Origin of the sequence: Streptomyces caeni, from assembly GCF_042678285.1 — a bacterium.
Classification (GTDB): Bacteria; Actinomycetota; Actinomycetes; order Streptomycetales; family Streptomycetaceae; genus Streptomyces; species Streptomyces caeni.
Genome location: NZ_JBHUDX010000085.1, coordinates 63,633 through 86,399, shown reverse-complemented (window position 1 = coordinate 86,399; position 22,767 = coordinate 63,633). Strand labels below are relative to the sequence as shown.

Below are 22,767 nucleotides of genomic sequence, written 5' to 3'. Positions count from 1 at the left end.
GCCACCGGCCGAAGCCGGTCGACGGCCGAAGTGGGTCACCGACCGGACGGATCACCGACCGGACGGATCACCGACGGCCGGAAGGTCAGCGCAGCGCTCCGAGCGCCTGGCCGACCACCGGCACGCCGCCGAGCGACCGCGCCTGCGCCACCGGCCGGGTCAGCGCCTGCGACGACAGCGGCCTGAAGTCGGCCAGCCGGGTGGCGACCCCGTTGTCGAGCGGATCCGTGCCCGTGCCCGCCAGCGGGTTGGGCTTGAGATCCGCGAGCGGCCCGGTGACGTATCCCAGGCTCCCCCTCAGCACCTGCAGCCCCTCGTGCGGGTCGACCGTGCCGAGCGAGACGGGGCGGGTGCGCATCGCGTCGACGACCGGCGCACTGTCCACGGGCGTCGCGGATGCCGCGGCCGCGCCCGTGCCCAGTGCGGCACCCGCGGTCACGAGGACGACGAGGGCGCGCGGGGCGGTGGTGGTGCGGGGGGAGGCGTGTCGTGCCATGGCTGCTGCCACCTTCTTGCTGCGAAGCGTCATCATGTCGACACGAAGGGTAGTTGACCTGTGATGTGGGTTCCAAGGCCGACCCGCGGGCTCGGCACGGGGCGCGCAATGCGTCAGACTGGTCTCTCGTGAATCTCCGTCCCCCGGCCTCCGCCCGCGTCGTGCTGCTGTGCGGCCCCTCAGGCTCCGGCAAGTCCCTCGTCGCCGCCCGCTCCGGCCTGCCCGTGCTGCGGCTCGACGACTTCTACAAGGAGGGCGACGACCCGACCCTGCCGCTGGTGGAGGGGAGTTCGGACATCGACTGGGACCATCCGCGGTCGTGGGACGCGGACGTCGCCGTCGCGGCCATCTCCGCCCTGTGCGCCACCGGCCGTACGACGGTGCCCGTGTACGACATCGCGCTCAGCTCACGAACGGGCGAGGAGACGCTGCGCATCGGCCGGACGCCGGTGTTCGTCGCGGAGGGCATCTTCGCCGCCGAGATCGTGGGGCGCTGCCGTGAACTCGGCGTCCTCGCCGACGCGTTGTGCCTCAGCCGCGGGCCGCTCACCACGTTCCGCCGGCGCTTCGTGCGCGACCTCCGGGAAAGCCGCAAGTCGGTCCCGTTCCTGCTGCGCCGCGGCTGGCGGCTGATGCGCGCGGAGCGGTCGATCGTCGCCCGGCAGACGGCCCTGGGCGCGTACGCCTGCGACCGGGAGGAGGCGCTGGGCCGGCTGGCCGCGGCGGCCGCGGGCCGGCACGCCTCGGTGAGGACGGCGGCGTAGAGCCACGAGAAGCGGGACTGGACGCCCCCCGGCCTTCCAGTCCCGCTCTCTTGTGCTCCCCGTTGTCCCCCGAGTCCCCCCGACCCCGTTGTCCCCCGTATCCCCCTGTACCGCTCCCCCGTTGTCCCCCGTACTTCCCCCTGGCCCCCCGTCCCCCCGATCCCTCAGGCGACAAGCTCCCCGAAGGACTCCTCCTCGTCACGGCCGAAGCTGAGGACCTCGTCCTCGCGCAGCCGACGGAGGGACCGCCAGATGCTGGACTTCACCGTGCCGACACTGATACCGAGGATCTCCGCGATCTCCGGGTCCGTACGACCCTCGTAGTAGCGCAGGACCAGCATGGTGCGCTGGAGTTCGGGCAGCCGGGCGAGCGCCTGCCACAGGACGGCGCGCAGTTCGGTGCCGCGCATCGCGTCCGTGTCGCCGGCGGTCTCCGGCAGTTCCTCGGTCGGGTACTCGTTCAGCTTGCGGCGGCGCCACGCGCTGATGTGCAGGTTGGTCATCGTCCGCCGCAGGTATCCCCCCACGGCGGCCTTGTCGCTGATCCGGTCCCAGGCCCGGTAGGTCGAGAACAGCGCGCTCTGCAGCAGGTCCTCGGCCTCGAACCGGTCGCCGGTCAGGTGGTAGGCGGTTGCGTACAGGGAGGCGCGGCGCTCCTCGACGTAGGCGGTGAACTCCGCCTCCGCCACCGAACGGCGCTCCCCCGATCCCTCCCCGTACGCGGCTCCCCCGTGAGCTTCCCCCGCCGTGCCGCCCCCCGTGTTCGCGTCAACCACCGTCATGTACACGGTGTGCTGACGCCCGGTGCCGCGAGCGCACCCCCGCCCGCTCACGGCACCGGACTTCTCTGTGTTCCGGGTGACGTCGTGCAGGCGCGTGACAACTGCGCTCGTGCTGGTGCTGTGCAGCGTGTTCATCTCGCGCCCCCCGTCGTGGAGTCCCGGTCGTCGTGCCGTGCCGTGCCGTGCCGTGCGGTCGTACCGTGTTCTGTGTGGCTCCGCTCGGCCCTGCTTGTGCGGAAAAGCTTGCCGGGGTGACTTCATGACCGTGTCCGCCGACTGTCACAGACCTGTCACAGGGGTCCCGCACGCCGGCACGACGGACCCATGACGGAGCAGAGTCGTACGGCTACGCAGACACACGGACGGCGGCCGTCGGCGTGGGCGAGAATGTGAGGGAGCGCTCCAACAGTCGAAAGACGACCCTGACATGGGCCAGAATGTCCCCCGTGCCTTCCCTGTTGCTGATCGAGGACGACGACGCCATCCGAACGGCCCTGGAGCTCTCACTGACGCGCCAGGGACACCGTGTGGCCACGGCCGCCACCGGTGAGGACGGTCTCAAGCTGCTGCGCGAGCAACGGCCGGATCTGATCGTGCTGGACGTGATGCTGCCCGGCATCGACGGGTTCGAGGTGTGCCGTCGCATCCGGCGCACCGACCAGTTGCCGATCATCCTGCTCACGGCGCGCAGCGACGACATCGACGTCGTGGTGGGGCTGGAGTCCGGCGCCGACGACTACGTGGTCAAGCCCGTGCAGGGGCGGGTGCTCGACGCCCGGATCCGGGCTGTGCTGCGGCGCGGCGAGCGTGAGGCCAGCGACTCGGCGACGTACGGCAGCCTGGTCATCGACCGGGCGGCGATGACGGTCACCAAGAACGGCGAGGATCTGCAGCTCACCCCGACCGAGCTGCGGTTGCTGCTGGAGCTGAGCCGGCGGCCCGGACAGGCGCTGTCCCGGCAGCAGTTGCTGCGGCTGGTGTGGGAGCACGACTACCTCGGCGACTCGCGGCTCGTCGACGCGTGCGTGCAGCGGTTGCGCGCCAAGGTCGAGGACGTGCCCTCGTCCCCCACGCTGATCCGCACGGTCCGTGGGGTCGGATACCGACTGGACGCTCCTCAGTGACCGATTCCCCAGGGGGACTCCGCGGCTGGGCCGCGGCACGCAGAACCGTACTGTCACGTCTCCGCTTCACAAGTCTGCGTCTGCGCCTGGTCGTGGTGTTCGGGCTCGTCGCCCTGACCGCCGCCGTGTCGGCGTCCGGCATCGCGTACTGGCTCAACCGCGAGGCCGTGCTCACCCGCACCCAGGACGCGGTGCTGCGCGACTTCCAGCAGGAGATGCAGAACCGGGCCAGTTCCCTGCCGATGCATCCCACGCAGGACGAACTGCAGTACACCGCTGGGCAGATGGCGAACAGCAGCCAGCGCTTCAGCGTGCTGCTGGTCGCGCAGGACGAACGCGGCCGGACCGTCGTCGGCAACTCCGACCTGGACACCTTCACACTGGAGGACGTGCCGAAGTCCCTGCAGCGGGCGGTGAACAGGCAGCAGCCGGTGTCGTCGGCCAACGAGTACCCCTACCACCTGTACTGGCAGCGGATCGTCGACGGCGACAAGCCGTACCTGGTGGGCGGGGCGAAGGTGATCGGCAGCGGACCGACGGGCTACATGCTCAAGTCGCTGGAGCCTGAGGCCAAGGACCTCAACTCGCTGGCGTGGTCGCTCGGCATCGCCACCGGACTGGCGCTGATCGGCTCGGCGCTGCTCGCGCAGGCCGCCGCGACGACCGTGCTCAAGCCGGTGCACCGCCTCGGCATCGCGGCCCGGCGCCTGGGCGAGGGCAAGCTGGACACCCGGCTGCGGGTGTCCGGCACGGACGAACTGGCCGAGCTGTCCAGGACGTTCAACCGCGCCGCCGAGTCCCTGGAGAAGACGGTCGCGGACATGAGCGCCCGCGAGGAGGCGTCCCGCCGCTTCGTCGCCGACATGTCCCACGAGCTGCGTACGCCCCTCACGGCCATCACGGCCGTCACGGAGGTGCTGGAGGAGGAGCTGGACGCGGAGTCGGGCGGCATCGACCCGATGATCGAACCCGCCGTCCGGCTCGTGGTCAGCGAGACCCGGCGGCTGAACAACCTGGTCGAGAACCTGATGGAGGTCACCCGCTTCGACGCGGGCACGGCCCGGCTGGTCCTGGACGACGTCGACATCGCCGACCAGATCACCGCGTGCATCGACGCCCGCGCCTGGCTGGACGCCGTCGAGCTGGACGCCGAGCGCGGCATCATGGCCCACCTGGACCCGCGCCGCCTCGATGTGATCCTCGCCAATCTGATCGGCAACGCGCTCAAGCACGGCGGTTCGCCGGTACGGGTCTCCGTGCGCGAGGAGGGCGAGGAGCTGGTGATCAAGGTGCGCGACCACGGTCCCGGCATCCCCGAGGACGTCCTGCCGCACGTCTTCGACCGCTTCTACAAGGCGAGCGCCTCGCGCCCGCGCTCCGACGGCAGCGGCCTCGGCCTGTCCATCGCGGTGGAGAACGCCCACATCCACGGCGGCGGGATCACAGCCGCCAACGCCCCGGAAGGGGGCGCGGTGTTCACGCTGCGGCTGCCTCGTGACGCCTCGCCGCTGATCGAGGACGAGACGCGGAACGGGGACAGCAAGGGGAACGGGGGCAGGAGCGGTAACGCCACCCGGAGCGGGAAGACGGACGGGGACGGGAACACCGGCGGGGACGGGAACACGGACCGGAACGGCGCCGAGGAGAACGCCCGATGAGCATACGAGGCGGACGTCCCTGGCTCGCCCTTCCGCTGCTGGCCGCGCTGCTGGCCGGCTGCGGCATCCGTCCCACCCAGGTGCCGACGGACTTCGGCCCTGCTCCGTCCCGGGTGCCCTGCACCCTGTCCGGCGCCGACCTGTCCACGCGGGTGGGCCGCGGCATCCCCGTCCAGGTCTTCCTCCTGTGCGCCTCGCAGCTGGTGCCGGTGGACCGTTCCGTGCGCATCCCGGACGGCACCGCCGAGGTCGAGCGCCGGGTGCTGGTGGCGCAGGGGCTGCTGAACGAGCTCGCCGCGAAACCCTCGGCCGCCGAGAAGCAGGCGGGTTACACCACGGCCGTGGCCGGTGGTCTGAAGGTGACCGGCCCGCGCGACGGCGACCCTGAGGGCACGTTCCGGCTCGGCGCCCGCCCTCAGGACCTCACCCCGTACGCCCTGGCGCAGATCGTCTGCACCTTCGCGGACTCGGAGGCGACCGCCGACGACGACGGAAGCGTCGTGCTCGGCGGCCCGGGCGGGCGATCGGTGCGCCGCTACGAGTGCACGACCGCGGTGCGTTCCCGCCCGGGCTCCGAGGCGCCGCCGTCCAGCGAGGTGCTGGGGGCCTGAACCGGCGCGGGAGCGCCGTCCGCGGCGGCACGTGCGCCCTGCGCGCCGCCGCGCCCCTCATACTCCCGGGCGTATGGCGGAACCGATCCCACCGGGACCCGCGTCTTGGGGGGCGTGCAGCGTCAAGGCTCAAACGGCGGCAGCGCCGCGAACCGCGTCCGTGTGGCAGGGGGTGTCCTCCTCGTCGCACATCTGGCACTCGTCGCCTGGATCGCGCTGCGCCCGCTGGACGTGCCCTGGGTGAGTCCCGCCAACCTGCGTCCGTTCGCCGGCATCAGAGCCGATCTCGCGCTGGGCTGGCCCGAGGCCGCCCGCCGCATCGGGAACGGGCTGGCGCTGCTCGCGCCGCTCGGGGTGCTGCTGCCCATGGCGGGCGGCCGACTCGTCGTCTCGCCGCTCGCCTCGCTGGCCCGTACGGTCGCCGCGGGCGCCCTGATCTCCCTGGGCATCGAACTGCTGCAGACCGGTGTGCCCGGCCAGGTGGCGGACATCGACGCGATCCTGCTGAACACGGCGGGGGTGGCACTGGCCCATCTCCTGGTGGTGCCCGCGGCCCGGGTCCGGCTCCGCCGCCGGGCGGAGTCCCGGCACCGGGCCGCCCTCCCCCGGGAGGAGCCGGCTCAGGGGCGGACCCCGACGATTCCCAGGGTCGGGGTAGCCCCGTAGAGCGACGCTTCGTCCGCTTCATCCGGGTAGCGTGGAACACGCCGGAACACCGGGGCGCCGGAACACCGGAACACCGGGGCGCCGGAACGCCGGAACACCGGGGCGCCGGAACGCCGGAATGTCGGCGGCACCGGGCACCGGCATCGAGACCGGCCGGACGACCGGCAGCCGCCGGGAGCCAACCCCCTTCCACGGTTCGCGAAGGAGCCACCATGACCGCCCTTGCCCGCCCCACCCATGGACGGATGATCGGCGGAGTGTGCGCAGCGCTGGCACGGCGCTTCGGCACCTCCGCGACCACGATGCGTGTCATCTTCCTGCTGTCGTGCCTGCTCCCGGGCCCGCAGTTCCTGCTCTACATAGCGCTGTGGATCCTGCTGCCCTCCGAGGAGAAGGCGGCGGACCGCACCGCCTGGTGACGGCCGGCGCCGCGGCGGCGGCACGCACGGACACGTCGATGGGCGCCCCGGCCCGGGGCGCCCATCGACGTGTGCCGGGGCCTCAGCCCAGCGGGAGTCCGTTGACCGGCGCGCCGTGCGTGGGCAGTCCGTGGACCGGCAGCCCGCCGAGGAGCCCGGCGACGGGGGCGGCCGGACCGTCGGCGACGGCCTGCCGGGCGACGGGCCGGGCCGCGGCCACGGTCGCGCCGAGCGCGTTCTGCCCCTGGCCGAGCGCCTCACCCGCGCCCGGCAGGGTCCTGGCGACGTCGCCGACCGGCAGCGCCTGGGTGACGGTGTCCAGGCCGACGGTGTCCGTCGTGGCCGGGGCGGCGCTCGCGACGCCCGCGCCCGCGGCGGCGAAGGCGGCACCTAGGGCGGCGACACCGAGGGTCTTGGCAGCAGACTGCTTCATGGTGAATGCGTCCTTGGATCCGATGACGGGGATGTGAGCGGTCCAAAACCGTAAACACGCGGAAGCGCGCGCCGCAAACATCGGGATACGGCCGGTTTCCCGCTCACCGGCCGCCCGGAAAACGGCCCCGTCAACCGTCGGATGCCAGGGAACCCCTGGTGGAGGCGGTCTGCTGGAACAGCCATTCGGACTTCAGTTCCGCATAACCGGGCTTGATGACGTCGTTGATCATCGCCAGCCGTTCATCGAAAGGAATGAATGCTGACTTCATAGCATTGACGGAGAACCATTGGAGATCATCGAGCGTGTAACCGAAAGCCTCGACCAGGTGGTCGAATTCCCGGCTCATGCTCGTCCCCGACATCAGGCGGTTGTCCGTGTTCACCGTGGCACGGAAATGCAGCCGGCGCAGCAGCCCGATCGGGTGGTCGGCGTACGAGTCCGCCGCGCCGGTCTGCAGATTGGAGCTGGGGCACAGCTCCAGGGGGATGCGCTTGTCGCGCACGTAGGACGCGAGACGCCCGAGCTCGACCGTGCCGTCGTCGAGGACCTGGATGTCGTCGATGATGCGCACCCCGTGCCCGAGCCGGTCGGCCCCGCACCACTGCAGGGCCTGCCAGATGGACGGCAGCCCGAACGCCTCACCGGCGTGGATGGTGAAGTGGTTGTTCTCGCGCTTGAGGTACTCGAAGGCGTCCAGGTGCCGGGTGGGCGGGTAGCCGGCCTCGGCGCCGGCGATGTCGAAGCCCACCACGCCCAAGTCACGGTACCTGTTGGCCAGTTCCGCGATCTCCAGGGCGCGGGCCGCGTGCCGCATGGCGGTGAGCAGCGCCCCGACGCGGATGCGGCGGCCGCCTCGGCGGGCGCGCAACTCGCCCTCGCGGAAGCCCTCGTTGACGGCCTCGACCACCTCTTCGAGGCTGAGCCCGCCCGCGAGGTGCTGCTCGGGGGCGTAACGCACCTCGGCGTAGACCACCCCGTCCTCGGCGAGGTCCTCGGCGCACTCGGCGGCCACGCGCACGAGCGCCTCGCGGGTCTGCATCACGCCGACGGTGTGGGAGAAGGTCTCCAAATACCGCTCCAGCGAACCGGAGTCGGCGGCCTCGCGGAACCAGACTCCGAGCTTGTCCGGGTCGGTCTCCGGGAGGGGCGGAACGGGGGTGCCTCCCGCGCCGCCGAGGCGGCGGGGGGCGGTCTCGTGGGCGAGTTCCACGATCGTGCCCGGGCGCAGGCCCCCGTCCAGGTGGTCGTGCAGCAGGACCTTGGGCGCCCGGCGGATCTGATCCCAGCTCGGGGTGATCTGGTGCTGGTTCTTCATTTCCGCACCATAGCCCCTACGCGCGTAGAGTCGGGGAGGCGGCGAGACGTCGATATCCAACGGTGACCCACAGGGCGGGTTTCGTCCATCGCCGTGTCTGACACTGTTCTTTCATGGCACACCAAGCTACGCCGGTTCGCAGGGCCCGGCTCGGGAGGCCGCTCGGCCCGGAACCGATGGCGGTGAGCGGCGCGGTGCTGCTGCTCCCTGGCGGCGACGAGACCTCCGCCCGCAGACCGTCCCCCCTGCTGGCGGCGGCCTCCGTCCGCGCGCTCGGCCGCCGGCTGGCGCGCGCGGGCCGCGGTGAGGGTCTGGTCGCACACGTGGTGCACTACCGCTACCGAGGCTGGAACGGCAGCGAGGCGCATCTGGCGCAGGACGCCGCGTGGGCCGCCGACGAGGTCGTACGACGCTACGGAGACGTGCCGGTCTGCCTCGCCGGCGTGGGCATGGGCGGGCGGGCGGCGCTGCACGCGGGCGGGCACACCGCCGTCGCCGCCGTGCTCGCGCTGGCCCCCTGGCTGCCCGAGGAGGACATGGCGGCGGCACCCGAACCGGTGAAGCAGCTCACCGGCCGGCGGGTGCTGATCGTGCACGGCACGCACGACGAACGGACGGACCCGGAGCTGTCGTTCCGGCTCGCGCAGCGGGCGAAGAAGGCCAACCGCGATGTCTGCCGCTTCGAAGTGCACGCCGACGGCCACGGGTTGCACCAGTACCGCTCCGAAGTGCTCGCTCTGGCCGCGGACTTCGTGATGGGCACGCTGCTCGGCCGGTCCTTCTCCCGCCCCCTCCAGGACGCCCTGGCGGCACCGCCGCCGCTGGGACTGCGGATGCCGCTGGCGGCGGGGTTCGGGCGGTCCCTGCGAAGGTGAGACGCACCGGGGAGCGCCGGCGGCCGGGGGGCCGGGGGTTCGGCCGGGCCACGGCAGGCGGGAACACGGCTGCGCCGAGCCCTCCCCGCTCCGCGTCATCCGCAGACTCCTCCCCCTCGGGCCCACCGTCGAGGACCCGCCGGCCTCGCCCGCCGCCTGCCCCTCCTCGCCGGGGATCCGGTGCCGACCCGCGGCTATGCACCGGAGGCCGTAGGGATGACGGTGGTGGGGCAACGCATCGCCGCGCTCGACCACACGGCCGTCGTCTCCCGGGCTGGGCTGCGGCAACGCGGCCCGCGGCCGGGGAGGTTCGGCGGGCCGGCCGGCGGCGGCAGCCGGCCGGCCGGGCGTCACCCGGCGAGTGTCTGGGTGCCCAGGACGGCGAGGAGCGCGAGGCGTTCGGCGTCCTCGGTGCCGGGCTCGGCCGTGTAGACGACGATGCGCAGGTCGCTGCCCGCGACGTTGAGCACGTCGCAGTCCAGCGTCACGGTACCCACCTGTGGATGGTCGACGGTCTTGCGTGACGCCTCGTACCGGGCCATGGCCCCGGAGTCCCACAGCTCGGCGAACCGCTCGCTGTTCGCGTGCAGTTCCGCGATCAGGCGCCGCAGCCCCTGGTCCGCCGGATAGCGGCCGGCGGCCGCGCGCAACGCGCCGACCTGCATGGTCTCCAGCGCCCGCCGGGACTGCGGTGTGTAGCGGACGCGGGTGCCCGAGCCGAGGAAGTTCCGCCACACCGCGTTGCGGTCCTTGCCGTGCCACTCCCCCATCAACGCCGTGTACAGCGGGTTGGCCAGCAACAGCGTCAAGGCCGCGTCGGAGACCGCCACGGGCGTCCCGGTCAGCCGGTCCAGCATCCGGTGCACGCTCGGCGTGATGTACGCGGGCACGGTGCCCCGTCCCGGTGGAACGAGCCCGGCGGCACGGAACAGATGCTCGCGCTCGGCCGGGGACAGGCGCAGCGCCCGGCCGAGGGCCTCGACGACCTGTTGCGAGGGGTGGACCGCCCGGCCCTGTTCCAGGCGGGTCACGTAATCGACCGAGATCCCGGCCAGCAGGGCCAGTTCCTCGCGGCGCAGCCCGGCTGAGCGCCGTCGGCCGCCCGTGGGCAGCCCGGCCGCCTCCGGGGACATGCGGTCGCGCCAGCGCCGCACCGCGCGCCCGAACTCCGTGCCCGCCATGCCACCACTGTGCACCAGGACGCCCGCTTCTTCCTGGTACTGGCAGTCCCAGGAAGGAGGGACGCCTGGCTGACCGCGTGCCCCCGCCGCACCGTGGAGGCATGACCACCACACTGATCACCGGAGCGAACAAGGGTCTCGGCTTCGAGACCGCCCGTCGGCTCGTCGCCGCGGGCCACACCGTCTGGATCGGCAGCCGCGACGCCGAACGCGGCCGACGGGCCGCCGAGCGGCTGGGCGTGCGTGCCGTGCGGCTCGACGTCACCGACGACGCGTCCGTCGCGGCAGCGGCCGAGGCCGTCGAGGCCGAAGGCGGCCTGGACGTACTGATCAACAACGCCGGCATCGAGGTCCGCGACGCGGACAACGGCGTGCCCGGCGCCGAGGAGGTGACCGCCGGCCAGATGCGTCAGGTGTTCGAGACGAACGTCTTCGGCGCCGTGCGCGTCACCCACGCGTTCCTTCCGCTGCTGCGGCGTTCCGCCGCGCCCGTCGTGGTCAACGTCAGCAGCGGCCTGGCCTCCCTGACCCGGGTCGGCACCCCGGACACCCCGGCGTACGCCTACCCGGGCGTGGCCTACCCGGCGTCGAAGACCGCGCTCAACATGGTCACCCTGCAGTACGCGAAGGCGTTCCCGGGCATGCGGATCAACGCGGTGGAGCCCGGCTTCACCAGGACCGACCTGAACGGCAACACCGGCATCCAGACCGTGGAACAGGGTGCCGAGATCATCGTGCGGATGGCGCAGGTGGGCCCCGACGGCCCCACGGGGGGCTACTTCGACGCGGAGGGCGCCCTTCCCTGGTAGCCGCAACCCGTGGCGGGGCGGCGGTCATTCGGGGAGCAGCCGTCCCCTCCGGGACAGCAGGAACCTCTTGAAGGCCGCCACCGGCGGCGTGTCCACATGGCCCGCCGGCCACGCGACCCCGATCTCCCGCACCGCCCGCGGAGCGGTGACCGTCAGCTCCACGACTCCCGGGCGCGGCACGGCCGGTGGCGGCAGCAGGGCCACGCCCAGACCGGCCGCCACCAGCCCGCGCAGGGTCTCCGCCTCCTCGCCCTCGAAGGCGACGCGTGGTGTGAACCCGGCCTGGCGGCACAGGTCGTCGGTGATGCGGCGCATTCCGTAGCCGGGCTCCAGGGTCACGAAGGCCTCGTCGGCGGCTTCGGCGAGGCGGACGCGTCTACGGCCCGCGAGCCGGTGGTCGGCGGGCACGACGAGCCGTAGCTTCTGCTCGTCGAGCCGGCGGCCGACGAGGTCGGGGGCGTCGGGCACCGGCGAGGTCAGGCACAGGTCGAGTTGCCCGGCCCGCAACCGCTCCAGCATCGCCTCGCCGTGGTTCTGGACGAGGCTGAAGCGGACGCGGGGGTGGTCGGCGCGGAAGGCGTGGAGCAGGCCGGGCACGGTCTCGGCGCCCATCGTGTGCAGGAATCCGAAGGCGACCTTGCCCGCGGCGGGGTCGGCGTCCGCGCGCACCTCCTCGGCGGCCCGCCCGATCTCGGCGAGGGCACGTTCCACGGAGGTGAGGAACGTACGGCCGGCGGGGGTGAGCGAGACCGTGCGGCCGCGGCGGGCGAACAACTCGGCGCCGAGGTCCTGTTCGAGCCGCACGAGCGCGCGGGACAGGGTGGACTGCGGGACCTGCATCTCCCGCGCGGCGCGCGTGACGTGTTCGGTACGGGCGACACCGGCGAAGTACGCCAGGCGCGGCGCGAGCACCGTGACGATGTCTTCTGTGTCACCGGACTGTGACGGGCCCACGGCCGACCTCTGCTGATGCACCATGGGAACGATTATGGGGTTTCTGTGCATTGGACGGATGAATGGCGGCTCCGTACGGTCGAAGCATGCCTGCCGCCGATACCGGGGCGTCCACCACCGTGGGCGCCGATGCCGTCACCGTCCCCGCCGCCGCTCCCGACTCCCGGATGACTCCCGGGGGCCCCGGCTACCGCCGGATGAGCCTCGCCCTCTTCCTCGCTGGCGTCGCGACCTTCGCCCTCCTCTACTCCACGCAGGCCCTGCTGCCGCTCGTCTCCCGTGACTTCGCGGCGACGGCCAGCGCGGCGAGCTGGACGGTGTCGGCCGCCACCGGCGGCCTCGCGCTGTTCGTCCTGCCCATGAGCGCGCTCTCCGAGCGGTTCGGCCGGCGTACGGTGATGACGGCGTCGCTGGCGGTCGCGGTCGCCGTCGGGCTGCTGGTGCCCTTCGCCCCGTCGCTGAGCGCGCTGGTCGTGCTGCGGGCCGTCCAGGGGGCGGCCCTGGCCGGGCTGCCGGCGTCGGCGACCGCGTATCTGGCCGAGGAGGTCCGCCCCGGGGCCCTGATCACGGCGATCGGCCTGTTCGTCGCCGGCAACAGCGTCGGCGGCATGAGCGGCCGGATCATCACCGGCTGGGTCGCGCAGGGGTGGGGGTGGCGGGTCGCCGTGGGCACCATCGGTGTGATCGCGGTCGGCTGCGCGGTGGCCTTCCGGCTGCTGCTCCCGGCGCCGCGGCACTTCAGGGCGGGATCGCTGCGCCCGCGCGTGCTGGCCCGCACGGTCCGCGACCACCTCTCCGACCCGCTGCTGGGCCGGTTGTACGCGATCGGTGCGCTGTTCATGACGGTGTTCGGCGGCGTCTACACGGTGATCGGCTACCGCCTGACGGAGGAGCCCTTCGGGCTGCCGCAGGGCATCGTCGGCTCGGTCTTCCTGGTGTACCTGGTGGGGACTGTGTCGGCGTCGGCCGCGGGCCGGCTGGTGTGCCGCCTGGGCCGCCGCGGGGCGCTCTATCTGGCGGGCGGCACGACGACCGCGGGCCTGCTGCTGTCCCTGGCCCCGTCGCTGCCGTCGGTGCTGCTGGGCCTGGTCCTGATCACGGCGGGGTTCTTCGCGGGCCACGCGGTGGCGTCGTCGGCGGTCAGCCACACGGCGAAGCGGGGCCGCGCGCAGGCCGCCGCCCTCTACCAGTCGGCGTACTACATCGGCTCCAGCACCGGCAGCGCCGTCGGTGCGGTGGCCTTCCACGCGGGCGGCTGGGGCGGGACGGTGGGCATGGGCCTGCTGGCGGTGCTCGGCGTCGTGACGGTCACGCTGGCCGGGTCACGGGCGGCCCGGGCCGGCCGGCGGCCTCTGGCAGCGGCCTGATAGCCACACCCGGCACCCCTGGGCGACCCAGCCCTGCGAATGGCTCGATCAACCCGATCAAGAAGGTAGAGCGGCCTGAGCCCCGGGCGCGCCTCCCTCCGGCCTGAGCCGATCGTGCCGCGCCTGCTCTGACCTGGCCCTTCGCACACGCGGGGGCCGTTGTCAGTGGCCTGCGGTAGCTTCCGAAGGTGTTGGGGCGCGACGGCGCGCACCACGGGAACGGCCACAGGGGTGGGTGGACCATGGGTGACGGCACGGCGACGGCGGACGGCCTCGACGTCCGGCTGGAGAAGCACCGGGTGGAGCTGACGGGGTACTGCTACCGCATGCTCGGCTCCTCTTTCGAGGCCGAGGACGCGGTCCAGGACACGATGGTCCGCGCCTGGCGGAGCTACGAGAAGTTCGAGGGCCGCTCGTCCCTGCGCTCATGGCTGTACCGGATCGCGACGAACGTCTGCCTGGACATGCTGAGCGCGGGCAACAAGCGCGCCCGCCCCGTGGACCTGACCGGCTCCACCCCGCTGGCCCGGGCCGCCCTCTCCCCGCGTCCGGACGACACCTGGCTGGAGCCGGTGCCGGATGCCCGGGTGCTGCCGGCGGTGAGCGACCCCGCGGAGGCCGCGGTGGCGAAGGAGTCGGTGCGGCTCGCGTTCATGGCGGCCCTGCAGCAGCTGCCGCCCAGGCAGCGCGCGGTGCTCATCCTGCGCGAGGTGCTCGCCTGGCGGGCCGGCGAGGTCGCGGAGCTGCTCGGCTCCTCGGTCGCCTCGGTCAACAGCGCACTGCAGCGGGCCCGGGCGACACTCGCGGAGAAGGGCGGGGAGAGCGCCGACGCGTCCGTCTCGGCCCCTCTCGACGAGGAGCAGCGCAAACTCCTGCAGCGCTATGTGGCGGCCTTCGAGGGGTACGACATGACGGCGCTGGCGGCCCTGCTCCACGAGGACGCGGTGATGACGATGCCGCCGTTCGACCTGTGGCTGCGCGGCACGTCGGACATCACCGGTTTCATGACCACGCTCGGCTCCGCCTGCGCGGGCTCGCGGCTGGTGCCGGTCGCGGCCAACGGCCTGCCGGGGTTCGCCCAGTACAAGCCGGACCCGGACACGGGAGGCTTCACGGCCTGGGCGATCCAGGTCCTGGAGACATCAGACGGCCGGCTCACCGGGCTCCACTGCTTCCTCGACACCGAGCGCTGGTTCCCGCTGTTCGGGCTCCCCCTCCACCTCGAAAGGGAGGCCGACGAGATCGAGTAACGCCCGCAGCGCGGGTGCCGGGCCGCGCAGCCGGATGCGTCCTCCCGCCTGCCGGGCGGCCAGCTGCAGCCGGGCCAGCGCGTCGACGGCCGCGAGTCCCGGCGGGCCCAGCCCCGAGGCGTCGCACACCACGCCCCCCGCGCCGGTCGACCTCAGCAGCGCACGCACGTCCTCGCACAGCGCCACCACCTCGTCATGGCCGAAGGAGGGGGGCAGGACCAGCACGGCGGGTGTCGTCGCGTCCACGGAGGGTGGACCGTGCGGGGCCGCGCAACTCATCGGCTCCGGCTCGGGTGAGTCCTACCCGGCTGGGAATTCGCCGGTGTCGATGGAGACGTCGAACGGGGCGGGCAGCTTGACGGCTTCGCCGAACTCGGCCTCGGCCAGGACCTGGTAGACATCGCCCTTGGGCCCGCCGTACAGCGTCGCCGTGGGGCCGTCAGGGGCCCAGCGGTCGACGAGGAGATGCAGGGGGATGCCATCGGTGCGTCACCGGGTCCAGCATGCCGAACGGGACCGGCGCCGGTCCACCGGTCCCGTTCGCCCGAAAAGGGAATCCCCAGCTCAGGCGATACGTTCCAGCACCACCGGCGCCGTGGTGAAGGCCGTTCCCGGTGCCGCGATGTCGTACGCGCCCTCGATCGCCTGGAGCGCGTACGCGAAGCGCTCCGGGGTGTCCGTGTGCAGGGTGAGCAGGGGCCCGCCCGCCGTCACCCGGTCGCCGGGCTTGGCGTGCATCTCGATGCCCGCCGCCGCCTGCACCGGGTCCTCCTTGCGGGCGCGGCCGGCGCCGAGGCGCCAGGCGGCGACACCGATGCCGTACGCGTCCAGGCGGGTCAGCACGCCCGACGACGGCGCCGTGATCACGTGCTGCTCGCGGGAGGTGGGCAGCGGCGCGTCCGGGTCACCGCCCTGGGCGCGGATCATGCGGCGCCAGAGGTCCATCGCCGAGCCGTCGGCCAGGGCCTTCGCCGGGTCGGCGTCCTTCAGTCCGGCCGCGTCCAGCATCTCCCGCGCCAGCGCCAGGGTCAGGTCCACGACGTCGGAGGGGCCTCCGCCCGCCAGGACCTCCACGGACTCGCGCACCTCCAGCGCGTTGCCCGCCGTCAGGCCGAGCGGAGTCGACATGTCCGTCAGCAGCGCGACCGTCCGCACTCCGTGGTCCGTGCCCAGGCCCACCATCGTCCGCGCCAGTTCACGGGCGTCCTGAAGGGTCTTCATGAAGGCGCCGCTGCCCACCTTCACGTCGAGGACCAGGGAGCCGGTCCCCTCCGCGATCTTCTTCGACATGATCGAGGAGGCGATCAACGGGATCGCCTCGACCGTCCCGGTGACGTCGCGCAGCGCGTACAGCTTCCTGTCCGCGGGCGCCAGGCCGTCGCCCGCCGCGCAGATCACCGCGCCCGTCGTGTCGAGGACGTGCAGCATCTCCTCGTTCGACAGCAGGGCGCGCCAGCCCGGGATCGACTCCAGCTTGTCCAGGGTGCCGCCGGTGTGGCCGAGGCCACGGCCCGAGAGCTGCGGTACCACGGCGCCGCAGGCGGCGACCAGCGGCGCCAGCGGCAGCGTGATCTTGTCTCCGACGCCGCCCGTGGAGTGCTTGTCGGCGGTCGGGCGGGACAGGGACGAGAAGTCCATGCGCTCGCCGGAGGCGATCATCGCCGCGGTCCAGCGGGCGATCTCGCGGCGGTTCATGCCGTTGAGGAGGATGGCCATCGCAAGCGCGGACATCTGCTCGTCGGCGACCTCGCCCCGCGTGTACGCGTCGATGACCCAGTCGATCTGCTCGTCGCTCAGCTCACCGCGGTCCCGCTTGGTGCGGATGACGGAGACGGCGTCCATGGCCATGGCTTCCTTCCGGAGGTGCGAGGGTGTGCGACTCCCCCTGAGCCGTGGCGGACGACTCGGCGGGGCCGCACGGGAGTCACGTGGTGAGGTGGTCCGGACCGAAGGGCTGCGGCAGCATCGCGGAGAGCGGCACGATCCCGGCCGGTGTCTCCAGCAGCAGGTGGGGGCCGCCGAACTCGTACAGCAGCTGTCGGCAGCGACCGCACGGCACGAGGACGTCCCCGTTGCCGTCCACGCACGTGAAGTGCGTCAGCCGGCCGCCCCCCGTGTTCTGCAGCTGGGAGACCAGTCCGCACTCGGCGCACAGGCTGATGCCGTACGAGGCGTTCTCGACGTTGCAGCCGGTGACGGTCCGCCCGTCGTCGACCAGCGCCGCGACGCCGACCGGGTAGCCCGAGTAGGGGGCGTAGGCGCGGGACATCGCCGCGCGCGCCTCCTCCCGCAGGGCCGCCCAGTCGACCGTCGCGGGCCCGGTCACTTGCCCTGTCCCTTCCGGTACGGCAGGCCGTCCGCCTTCGGCATCCGCAGATGCTGCGCGGACAGCGAGAGCACCAGCAGCGTGACGATGTACGGGGTGGCGGACACGAGCTGCTTGGGGACCTCGTTGGTGTCGACGTACCAGAGGAACATCAGGGCCGAGACCACGGCCGTGATCACGGCGGGGACGTACTTCTTCCGCCATGCGAGGTACACGGTGCCGACCACCAGCAGGATCGCCAGCAGCAGGATCAGCGCGTGGACGTTTGTGGTGCCGCCGCGCAGGTTGAGGCTGTCGGTGTAACCGAACAGGCCCGCGCCGAGGGCGAGTCCGCCCGGCATCCAGTTGCCGAAGATCATCGCGGCCAGACCGATGTAGCCGCGGCCGGCCGTCTGGCCGTCCAGGTACACGTTGGACGCCACGATCGACAGGAAGGCCCCGCCCAGACCGGCGAAACCACCGGAGATGATCACGGCGAGGTACTTGTACTTGTAGACGTTGACGCCCAGCGACTCCGCCGCCACCGGGTTCTCGCCGCAGGAGCGCAGCCGCAGGCCGAAGGCGGTGCGCCACAGCACCCACCAGCTGGCCGGGACCAGGGCGACCGCGACGACGGTGAGCGGTGACAGGTCGGTGACCAGGCCGCCGATCAGGCCGGCGAGGTCCGAGACCAGGAACCAGTGCTTCTGGTTGAGCGTGTCCATCGCGCCGGACAGGCCGGGGATGTCGAAACTGCCCAGCGACTCGATCGGCGGGGACTGCTTGGAGGAGCCCTGCGGCACGTCGTCGAAGGTGAACTTCGACAGATAGCGGGTGGCTCCGAGGGCCAGGATGTTGAGGGCCACACCGGAGACGATGTGGTTCACGTTGAAGGTGATGGTGGCGACGGCGTGCAGGACGGCGCCCAGCGCGCCGCCGATGATGCCGAAGACGACACCGGTCCAGGGGCCCCACTGATAGCCAGCCCAGGCGCCGAACCAGGTGCCGAGGATCATCATGCCCTCAAGGCCGATGTTGACGACGCCGGAGCGCTCGGACCACAGGCCGCCGAGGCCCGCGAGGCCGATCGGCACGGCCAGCCGCAGGGCCGTGGACACCTGGCCGGTCGAGGTGATGCCGTTGGCACCGCTGATCATGCGGACCACCGAGGTGAGCACGAGGACGCCCGCGATGACGAGCAGGAGCACGGGGAGCGAGAGGCGGCGGCCGCCCTTGACGGGCTGCTGCGCCTTCGGCTTCGCGACGGTCGCGGTGGTCATCAGGCAGCCACCTCCTTCTGGTGCGAGTTGATGGTGCCGACGGTTTCGGCGGCGAGTTCCGCGCCGACGCGCTTCTGGTGGCGGCGCAGACCCCATTGGCGTACGGACTCGTACGAGATGACGACCGCGAAGACGATGAGGCCCTGCATGATCGTGGCGATCTCCTTCTCGTACGCCACCGGGGTGGCGTAGTCGAGGGCCGGGGAGGCCTTCTCCAGGAAGGCCCACAGCAGGGCGGCGAGAGCGATGCCGCCCGGGTTGTTGCGGCCGAGCAGGGCGATGCCGATGGCGGTGAAGCCGAGGCCGGCCGGGAAGGTGAGGGCGTAGGTGTGGACGTCGCCGAGCAGCAGCGGCAGGCCGGAGAGGCCGGCGACGCCGCCGGAGATCAGCATCGCCGTGAGGACCATCTTCCTGGCGTCGACGCCGGAGGCCGCGGCGGCGGTCTCGGAGGCGCCGGTGGCCCGCAGGTCGAAGCCGAAGCGGGTGCGGTTGAGGACGAGCCAGTAGGCGACGCCCAGGGCGGCGGCGAGGAAGACCAGGCCGTATATCTTGCCGACGTCCGGGCCCAGGTCGATGCCGGGCACCCATCCGGACTTCTTCATCACTCCGGTCGTGTTGTTGTCGCCGACCAGCACACCGAAGTTGTCGGTGAGGGTGAGGTAGCCGATGAGGCTGGTGGCGATCGCGTTGAGCATGATCGTGGCGACCACCTCGCTCATGCCCCGGGTGACCTTCAGGGCACCCGCGATGCCGGACCAGAAGGCGCCGGTGAGGGCGCCGACGAGCAGCAGCATCGGGATCTGCAGGAAGGACGGCAGGGCCACGTGCGCGCCGACGATGGCGGTCGTCACGGCCGCCAGGCGGTACTGGCCGTCGACGCCGATGTTGAACAGGTTCATGCGGAAGCCGAGGGCGACCGCGAGCGCGGCGATGTAGTACAGCGACGCCTGGTTGATGATCAGGACCTGGACGTCGGAGAACGTCGCCTGCTCGATCATCAGCCGGTACGGCTCGAACGGGTTCTTGCCGGAGGCGATCAGCACGACCGACGTGAGCAGGACCGCGGAGACCAGCGCGATGACCGGACCGGCCACCGCGAGCAGCACCCGCTCCTTGTCGAACTTCTTCATCGGGCCTCGTCCTCCGCGGCGGCGTCCGTTGCGTTGTCGGTGGATTCCTCCACGTGTTCCAGGTGGCCCGACACGGCACCCGTCATGGCCGAGCCCAGCTCCTGCGCGGTGATGGTGGCCGGGTCGGCGTCGGCGACCAGCCTGCCGTTGTAGATCACCCGCAGGGTGTCCGAGAGGCCGATCAGCTCGTCCAGGTCGGCGGAGATCAGCAGCACGGCCAGGCCGGCCCGGCGGGCCTCGCGGATCCGGTCCCAGATCTGCGCCTGCGCGCCGACGTCCACACCGCGCGTGGGGTGGGCGGCGATCAGGAACTTCGGGTCGTGGCTCATCTCACGGCCGACGATCAGCTTCTGCTGGTTGCCGCCGGAGAGGGAGGCGGCGGTGACGTCGATGCCGGGTGTGCGCACGTCGAACTCCTCGACGATGCGCCGGGTGTCCTCCTGGGCGCCCTTGGGGTCGAGCCAGAAGCCCTTGGCGTTGGGGCGCTCGGTGACATGGCCGAGGATGCGGTTCTCCCACAGCGGGGACTCCAGGAGCAGGCCCTGGCGCTGACGGTCCTCGGGGATGTAGCCGATGCCCAGTTCACGGAGCCTGCGGGTGCTCCAGCCGGTGACGTCCTGGCCGAGGAAGGTGATGGAGCCGGAGTCGGCCCGCTTGAGCCCGATCAGCGCGGCGATGAGTTCGCTCTGGCCGTTGCCCTCCACGCCGGCGATGCCCAGGACCTCGCCCGCGTGGATGGTGAAGGTGATGTCGTCGAGGACGCGCCGCGTGCCGTCCGCCCCGGCCGTGTCCCCCGCGGGCAGACCGGGGCCCGCGGAGGCGGCGGCGCCCGCGGGTTCGGTGAGCCGGTCGGAGGCGGCGCCGCCGCCCGCGTGGACGGTGAGTCCCCGGACCTGGATGACGGGCTTGTCGGTGACGGTGGACTCGGCGGTCTCCGGCGTGGGCAGCTCGCTGCCGACCATCAGCTCGGCGAGCTGGCGCGGGGTCGTCTCGGAGGGTACGGCGGTGCCGACCGTCGTACCGCGGCGTATGACGGTGATGTCGTCGGCGACCGACAGGACCTCGCCCAGTTTGTGCGAGATGAAGATGACGGACAGGCCCTCGGCCTTCAGCTCGCGCAGGTTACGGAAGAGCGCGTCGACCTCCTGCGGGACGAGCACGGCGGTCGGCTCGTCCAGGATCAGGGTCCTGGCGCCGCGGTAGAGGACCTTGAGGATCTCCACGCGCTGACGGTCGGCGACGCCGAGGTCCTCGACCAGGACGTCGGGGCGTACGCCCAGCCCGTACCGGTCGGAGATCTCATTGATCCTCCTGCGCGCGCCGCCGCCGATGCCGTGCAGCTTCTCGCTGCCGAGGACGACGTTCTCCAGCACCGTGAGGTTGTCGGCGAGCATGAAGTGCTGGTGGACCATGCCGATGCCGCGCGCGATGGCGTCGGCGGGGCTGTTGAAGACCACCTGCTCGCCGTCCACGGTGATGGTGCCCTCGTCCGGCTTCTGCATGCCGTAGAGGATCTTCATCAGCGTCGACTTGCCGGCGCCGTTCTCGCCGACGAGGGCGTGCACGGTGCCCTTGCGGACCGCGAGGTCGATGTCGTGGTTGGCGACGACACCGGGGAAGCGCTTGGTGATCCCCGCCAACTCGACCGCGATCGTCGACAGTGCGGTGAGCGGAGGGCTGCTGGACGCGTCGATGGCGCACTCTCCTTGGAAAAAGGGCTATCTACGCGCGTAGCGCCCCTGCCTTGAATAGTGCCCGGACCCGACTGGATTCCGATGAGGTCTCCAGTCCGATCCGAGCGCGGTGCCGTGCGAACGGGGTGCGAGCAGGCCATCCTTCCCTCACCCCGTTCCGCGGCCGTAACGCTGCCATTACGGCGACGCGTTGACCATGGTCCGTGACGACCTTTCGGCCCGGACTTCGGGCCCACGGACGTCAGGACGTCTTGACCGTGATCGTGCCGTCCTTGATGCCCTGCTCGGCCTTCTTCAGCGCAGCCTGCAGATCGGCGTTGTTCTTGAACACCGGGTTGGAGTCGGCCAGGCCGACACCGCCGTTGTCCAGGCTTCCGCGGACCTCGCCGGACAGCGGCTTCTTGTCCTTGACGACCGACTTGGCCAGCTCGTACACCGCGCCGGAGACGTTCTTGAGGGCGGAGGTGAGGATGGAGTCCTTGTACGCCGACAGGGCGCTCTGCGCGTACTGGTCGGAGTCGACGCCGATCGCCCACACCTTGTGCGCCGCGGCGGCCTTGATGACGCCCTGACCGGACAGGCCGGCCGCGTGGTAGACGACGTCCGCTCCGGCGTCGATCTGGCCGTTCGCGGCGTTCTCGCCCTTGTCGGGGCTGGAGAAGCCGCCCTCCGCGGGCGTCTGGGTCAGGTACTGCGACTCGATCTTGATCTTCGGGTTGACCGACTTGGCGCCCTGGACGAAGCCCGCCTCGAACTTGTGGATCAGCGGGATGTCCACACCGCCGATGAAGCCGATGTGGTTCTTCTTGGTGGTCTTGGCGGCCGTGATACCGGCCAGGTACGACGCCTGCTCCTCGTGGAAGACCATGTCGGCGACGTTCTTCGCGTGGATGGTGTTGTCGTCGATGATGCCGAAGCTGACCTTCGGGTACTTGGCCGCCACCTGCTTGACGGCGGGCGCGTAGGCGAAGCCGACCCCGATGACCGGGTTGTAGCCCGACTTGGCCAGCGTCTCCAGGCGCTGCACCTTGTCGGCGTCCGACTCGCCGTCCTGCGGCTCGATGTCCCGGCCGCCGACGCCGAAGTCCTTCTCCGCCTTCTGGAAACCGGCGTACGCGGCGTCGTTGAAGGACTGGTCGCCCTTGCCCCCGACGTCGTACGCGAGACCGATGCCCTTGCTCTTACCGCTGCCGCCTGCGGATTCACTGGACGAACTGCCACAGGCGGAAACGGTCACCGCGAGGGCTGCGGCGGCAACGCCTGCAACGGCGATACGGGAAACCCGGCGCATGGAACGAGACTCCTTTGTGCAAGCGCCCATACCAGGCGCTGGTTCCGCGGCAGCGTAACGCGCGTAGACCAGCCGGAAAAACCCATCTGTCCGGTCCGTTATCGAGATGTGGCCGCAAACGCCGCGGGGGTCACGGAGAGGAGGGGGGTGCTTGCGAGAGGCAAGGGGCCAAGGGGTGCGGGGAGGACCCGAGAGGCACTTGTCATCGTTTGTGACAGAAGGGGACTGAGGAGGCTGAGGGGCCTGAGAGGTGCTGGGGCGACGAGAGCCGGGGGCCCACCCGGCTGCCCGCGCGCCCGCCGGCCGGCCAGGGCCGCCCGGCGCCCCTGGCCGGTCACTCCCCGGCCGGTCACTCCCCGG

At 71.8% G+C, this 22,767-nt stretch carries 23 protein-coding genes and 1 pseudogene; 10 read left to right on the top strand and 14 right to left on the bottom strand.

Annotated elements, in window-relative coordinates:
• Nucleotides 1-85: 85 nt before the first annotated feature.
• Nucleotides 86-496, bottom strand: a complete 411-nt coding sequence (locus tag ACFSL4_RS28755; protein WP_381089114.1) for a hypothetical protein — start codon at nt 494-496, stop codon at nt 86-88.
• Nucleotides 497-549: 53 nt separating this feature from the next.
• Between ACFSL4_RS28755 and ACFSL4_RS28750 the strand changes: the two genes are divergently transcribed.
• Complete coding sequence (locus ACFSL4_RS28750) at nt 550-1,260, top strand: uridine kinase family protein (RefSeq protein WP_381089051.1); 711 nt, start codon at nt 550-552, stop codon at nt 1,258-1,260.
• A gap of 164 nt (nt 1,261-1,424) precedes the next feature.
• Here the strand turns inward: ACFSL4_RS28750 and ACFSL4_RS28745 are convergent, their stop codons facing one another.
• Entirely contained in the window at nt 1,425-2,177 is a 753-nt protein-coding gene (locus tag ACFSL4_RS28745; protein ID WP_381089049.1) for a SigE family RNA polymerase sigma factor, read from the bottom strand.
• A 311-nt stretch (nt 2,178-2,488) separates the two neighbouring features.
• Here ACFSL4_RS28745 and afsQ1 point away from each other — a divergent pair, with 311 nt between their 5' ends.
• From afsQ1 to ACFSL4_RS28720, 5 genes are all read left to right on the top strand, one after another.
• Entirely contained in the window at nt 2,489-3,166 is a 678-nt protein-coding gene (gene afsQ1, locus ACFSL4_RS28740; RefSeq protein ID WP_381089046.1) for a two-component system response regulator AfsQ1, read from the top strand.
• Entirely contained in the window at nt 3,163-4,824 is a 1,662-nt protein-coding gene (locus ACFSL4_RS28735) for an ATP-binding protein (protein WP_381089043.1), read from the top strand. Before afsQ1 ends, ACFSL4_RS28735 begins: the two co-directional genes overlap by 4 nt.
• Nucleotides 4,821-5,435: a hypothetical protein gene (locus tag ACFSL4_RS28730; protein WP_381089040.1), complete on the top strand. Its 615-nt coding sequence runs from the start codon at nt 4,821-4,823 to the stop codon at nt 5,433-5,435. Before ACFSL4_RS28735 ends, ACFSL4_RS28730 begins: the two co-directional genes overlap by 4 nt.
• A 114-nt stretch (nt 5,436-5,549) precedes the next feature.
• Entirely contained in the window at nt 5,550-6,101 is a 552-nt protein-coding gene (locus ACFSL4_RS28725; RefSeq protein WP_381089037.1) for a VanZ family protein, read from the top strand.
• Between the two features lie 212 nt (nt 6,102-6,313).
• Entirely contained in the window at nt 6,314-6,520 is a 207-nt protein-coding gene (locus tag ACFSL4_RS28720; protein ID WP_381089034.1) for a PspC domain-containing protein, read from the top strand.
• Between the two features lie 82 nt (nt 6,521-6,602).
• Here the strand turns inward: ACFSL4_RS28720 and ACFSL4_RS28715 are convergent, their stop codons facing one another.
• Both ACFSL4_RS28715 and ACFSL4_RS28710 read right to left on the bottom strand, forming a co-directional pair.
• Nucleotides 6,603-6,953, bottom strand: a complete 351-nt coding sequence (locus tag ACFSL4_RS28715) for an ATP-binding protein (protein ID WP_381089031.1) — start codon at nt 6,951-6,953, stop codon at nt 6,603-6,605.
• Nucleotides 6,954-7,083: 130 nt separating this feature from the next.
• Nucleotides 7,084-8,271, bottom strand: coding sequence for an adenosine deaminase (locus ACFSL4_RS28710; RefSeq protein ID WP_381089028.1), 1,188 nt, complete (start codon nt 8,269-8,271; stop codon nt 7,084-7,086).
• A gap of 113 nt (nt 8,272-8,384) precedes the next feature.
• Between ACFSL4_RS28710 and ACFSL4_RS28705 the strand changes: the two genes are divergently transcribed.
• Nucleotides 8,385-9,146: an alpha/beta hydrolase family protein gene (locus ACFSL4_RS28705; protein WP_381089025.1), complete on the top strand. Its 762-nt coding sequence runs from the start codon at nt 8,385-8,387 to the stop codon at nt 9,144-9,146.
• Between the two features lie 350 nt (nt 9,147-9,496).
• On the opposite strand, the gene ACFSL4_RS28700 is transcribed toward ACFSL4_RS28705, so the two are convergent.
• Nucleotides 9,497-10,327 carry a helix-turn-helix transcriptional regulator gene (locus ACFSL4_RS28700; protein WP_381089022.1) on the bottom strand — a complete coding sequence of 277 codons (831 nt, stop codon included), beginning with the start codon at nt 10,325-10,327 and terminating at the stop codon, nt 9,497-9,499.
• Between the two features lie 101 nt (nt 10,328-10,428).
• Here ACFSL4_RS28700 and ACFSL4_RS28695 point away from each other — a divergent pair, with 101 nt between their 5' ends.
• Nucleotides 10,429-11,136, top strand: coding sequence for an SDR family NAD(P)-dependent oxidoreductase (locus ACFSL4_RS28695; protein ID WP_381089019.1), 708 nt, complete (start codon nt 10,429-10,431; stop codon nt 11,134-11,136).
• A 24-nt stretch (nt 11,137-11,160) separates the two neighbouring features.
• Here the strand turns inward: ACFSL4_RS28695 and ACFSL4_RS28690 are convergent, their stop codons facing one another.
• Nucleotides 11,161-12,114, bottom strand: coding sequence for a LysR family transcriptional regulator (locus ACFSL4_RS28690; protein ID WP_381089016.1), 954 nt, complete (start codon nt 12,112-12,114; stop codon nt 11,161-11,163).
• A 62-nt stretch (nt 12,115-12,176) separates the two neighbouring features.
• Here ACFSL4_RS28690 and ACFSL4_RS28685 point away from each other — a divergent pair, with 62 nt between their 5' ends.
• On the top strand, nt 12,177-13,457 hold the full coding sequence (locus tag ACFSL4_RS28685; protein WP_381089013.1) for an MFS transporter: 1,281 nt from the start codon (nt 12,177-12,179) through the stop codon (nt 13,455-13,457).
• 242 nt (nt 13,458-13,699) lie between these two features.
• On the top strand, nt 13,700-14,707 hold the full coding sequence (locus ACFSL4_RS28680; protein ID WP_381089010.1) for a sigma-70 family RNA polymerase sigma factor: 1,008 nt from the start codon (nt 13,700-13,702) through the stop codon (nt 14,705-14,707).
• Here ACFSL4_RS28680 and ACFSL4_RS28675 read toward each other — a convergent pair.
• The 8 genes and pseudogenes from ACFSL4_RS28675 to ACFSL4_RS28640 form a co-directional block, all read right to left on the bottom strand.
• Nucleotides 14,600-14,986: an STAS domain-containing protein gene (locus ACFSL4_RS28675; RefSeq protein ID WP_381089007.1), complete on the bottom strand. Its 387-nt coding sequence runs from the start codon at nt 14,984-14,986 to the stop codon at nt 14,600-14,602. The genes ACFSL4_RS28680 and ACFSL4_RS28675 overlap by 108 nt on opposite strands.
• Before the next feature lie 21 nt (nt 14,987-15,007).
• Nucleotides 15,008-15,193 (bottom strand): annotated as a pseudogene (locus ACFSL4_RS28670) (Uma2 family endonuclease); the annotation flags it as partial.
• Between the two features lie 78 nt (nt 15,194-15,271).
• Nucleotides 15,272-16,555, bottom strand: coding sequence for a thymidine phosphorylase (locus tag ACFSL4_RS28665; RefSeq protein WP_381089005.1), 1,284 nt, complete (start codon nt 16,553-16,555; stop codon nt 15,272-15,274).
• Between the two features lie 76 nt (nt 16,556-16,631).
• A complete protein-coding gene (locus ACFSL4_RS28660; RefSeq protein WP_381089002.1) occupies nt 16,632-17,033 on the bottom strand; it encodes a cytidine deaminase in 402 nt (133 codons plus the stop codon).
• Complete coding sequence (locus tag ACFSL4_RS28655; RefSeq protein ID WP_381088999.1) at nt 17,030-18,292, bottom strand: ABC transporter permease; 1,263 nt, start codon at nt 18,290-18,292, stop codon at nt 17,030-17,032. Before ACFSL4_RS28655 ends, ACFSL4_RS28660 begins: the two co-directional genes overlap by 4 nt.
• Nucleotides 18,292-19,422 (bottom strand): ABC transporter permease, encoded by a 1,131-nt coding sequence (locus tag ACFSL4_RS28650; RefSeq protein ID WP_381088996.1) that lies wholly within the window; start codon nt 19,420-19,422, stop codon nt 18,292-18,294. The genes ACFSL4_RS28655 and ACFSL4_RS28650 overlap by 1 nt, the downstream gene beginning before the upstream one ends.
• Nucleotides 19,419-21,083: an ABC transporter ATP-binding protein gene (locus tag ACFSL4_RS28645; protein ID WP_381089111.1), complete on the bottom strand. Its 1,665-nt coding sequence runs from the start codon at nt 21,081-21,083 to the stop codon at nt 19,419-19,421. The genes ACFSL4_RS28650 and ACFSL4_RS28645 overlap by 4 nt, the downstream gene beginning before the upstream one ends.
• Before the next feature lie 274 nt (nt 21,084-21,357).
• Complete coding sequence (locus ACFSL4_RS28640; RefSeq protein ID WP_381088993.1) at nt 21,358-22,407, bottom strand: BMP family lipoprotein; 1,050 nt, start codon at nt 22,405-22,407, stop codon at nt 21,358-21,360.
• Nucleotides 22,408-22,767 lie beyond the last annotated feature (360 nt).

Excerpts from the sequence above, each read along its gene's own strand:
- ACFSL4_RS28755 (WP_381089114.1), bottom strand. The coding sequence starts at position 496 with ATGGCACGACACGCCTCCCCCCGCACCACCACCGCCCCGCGCGCCCTC.
- ACFSL4_RS28745 (WP_381089049.1), bottom strand. The coding sequence starts at position 2,177 with ATGAACACGCTGCACAGCACCAGCACGAGCGCAGTTGTCACGCGCCTG.
- ACFSL4_RS28730 (WP_381089040.1), top strand. The coding sequence starts at position 4,821 with ATGAGCATACGAGGCGGACGTCCCTGGCTCGCCCTTCCGCTGCTGGCC.
- ACFSL4_RS28720 (WP_381089034.1), top strand. The coding sequence starts at position 6,314 with ATGACCGCCCTTGCCCGCCCCACCCATGGACGGATGATCGGCGGAGTG.
- ACFSL4_RS28715 (WP_381089031.1), bottom strand. The coding sequence starts at position 6,953 with ATGAAGCAGTCTGCTGCCAAGACCCTCGGTGTCGCCGCCCTAGGTGCC.
- ACFSL4_RS28710 (WP_381089028.1), bottom strand. The coding sequence starts at position 8,271 with ATGAAGAACCAGCACCAGATCACCCCGAGCTGGGATCAGATCCGCCGG.
- ACFSL4_RS28705 (WP_381089025.1), top strand. The coding sequence starts at position 8,385 with ATGGCACACCAAGCTACGCCGGTTCGCAGGGCCCGGCTCGGGAGGCCG.
- ACFSL4_RS28700 (WP_381089022.1), bottom strand. The coding sequence starts at position 10,327 with ATGGCGGGCACGGAGTTCGGGCGCGCGGTGCGGCGCTGGCGCGACCGC.
- ACFSL4_RS28695 (WP_381089019.1), top strand. The coding sequence starts at position 10,429 with ATGACCACCACACTGATCACCGGAGCGAACAAGGGTCTCGGCTTCGAG.
- ACFSL4_RS28690 (WP_381089016.1), bottom strand. The coding sequence starts at position 12,114 with ATGGTGCATCAGCAGAGGTCGGCCGTGGGCCCGTCACAGTCCGGTGAC.
- ACFSL4_RS28685 (WP_381089013.1), top strand. The coding sequence starts at position 12,177 with ATGCCTGCCGCCGATACCGGGGCGTCCACCACCGTGGGCGCCGATGCC.
- ACFSL4_RS28680 (WP_381089010.1), top strand. The coding sequence starts at position 13,700 with ATGGGTGACGGCACGGCGACGGCGGACGGCCTCGACGTCCGGCTGGAG.
- ACFSL4_RS28675 (WP_381089007.1), bottom strand. The coding sequence starts at position 14,986 with ATGAGTTGCGCGGCCCCGCACGGTCCACCCTCCGTGGACGCGACGACA.
- ACFSL4_RS28665 (WP_381089005.1), bottom strand. The coding sequence starts at position 16,555 with ATGGCCATGGACGCCGTCTCCGTCATCCGCACCAAGCGGGACCGCGGT.
- ACFSL4_RS28655 (WP_381088999.1), bottom strand. The coding sequence starts at position 18,292 with ATGACCACCGCGACCGTCGCGAAGCCGAAGGCGCAGCAGCCCGTCAAG.
- ACFSL4_RS28650 (WP_381088996.1), bottom strand. The coding sequence starts at position 19,422 with ATGAAGAAGTTCGACAAGGAGCGGGTGCTGCTCGCGGTGGCCGGTCCG.
- ACFSL4_RS28640 (WP_381088993.1), bottom strand. The coding sequence starts at position 22,407 with ATGCGCCGGGTTTCCCGTATCGCCGTTGCAGGCGTTGCCGCCGCAGCC.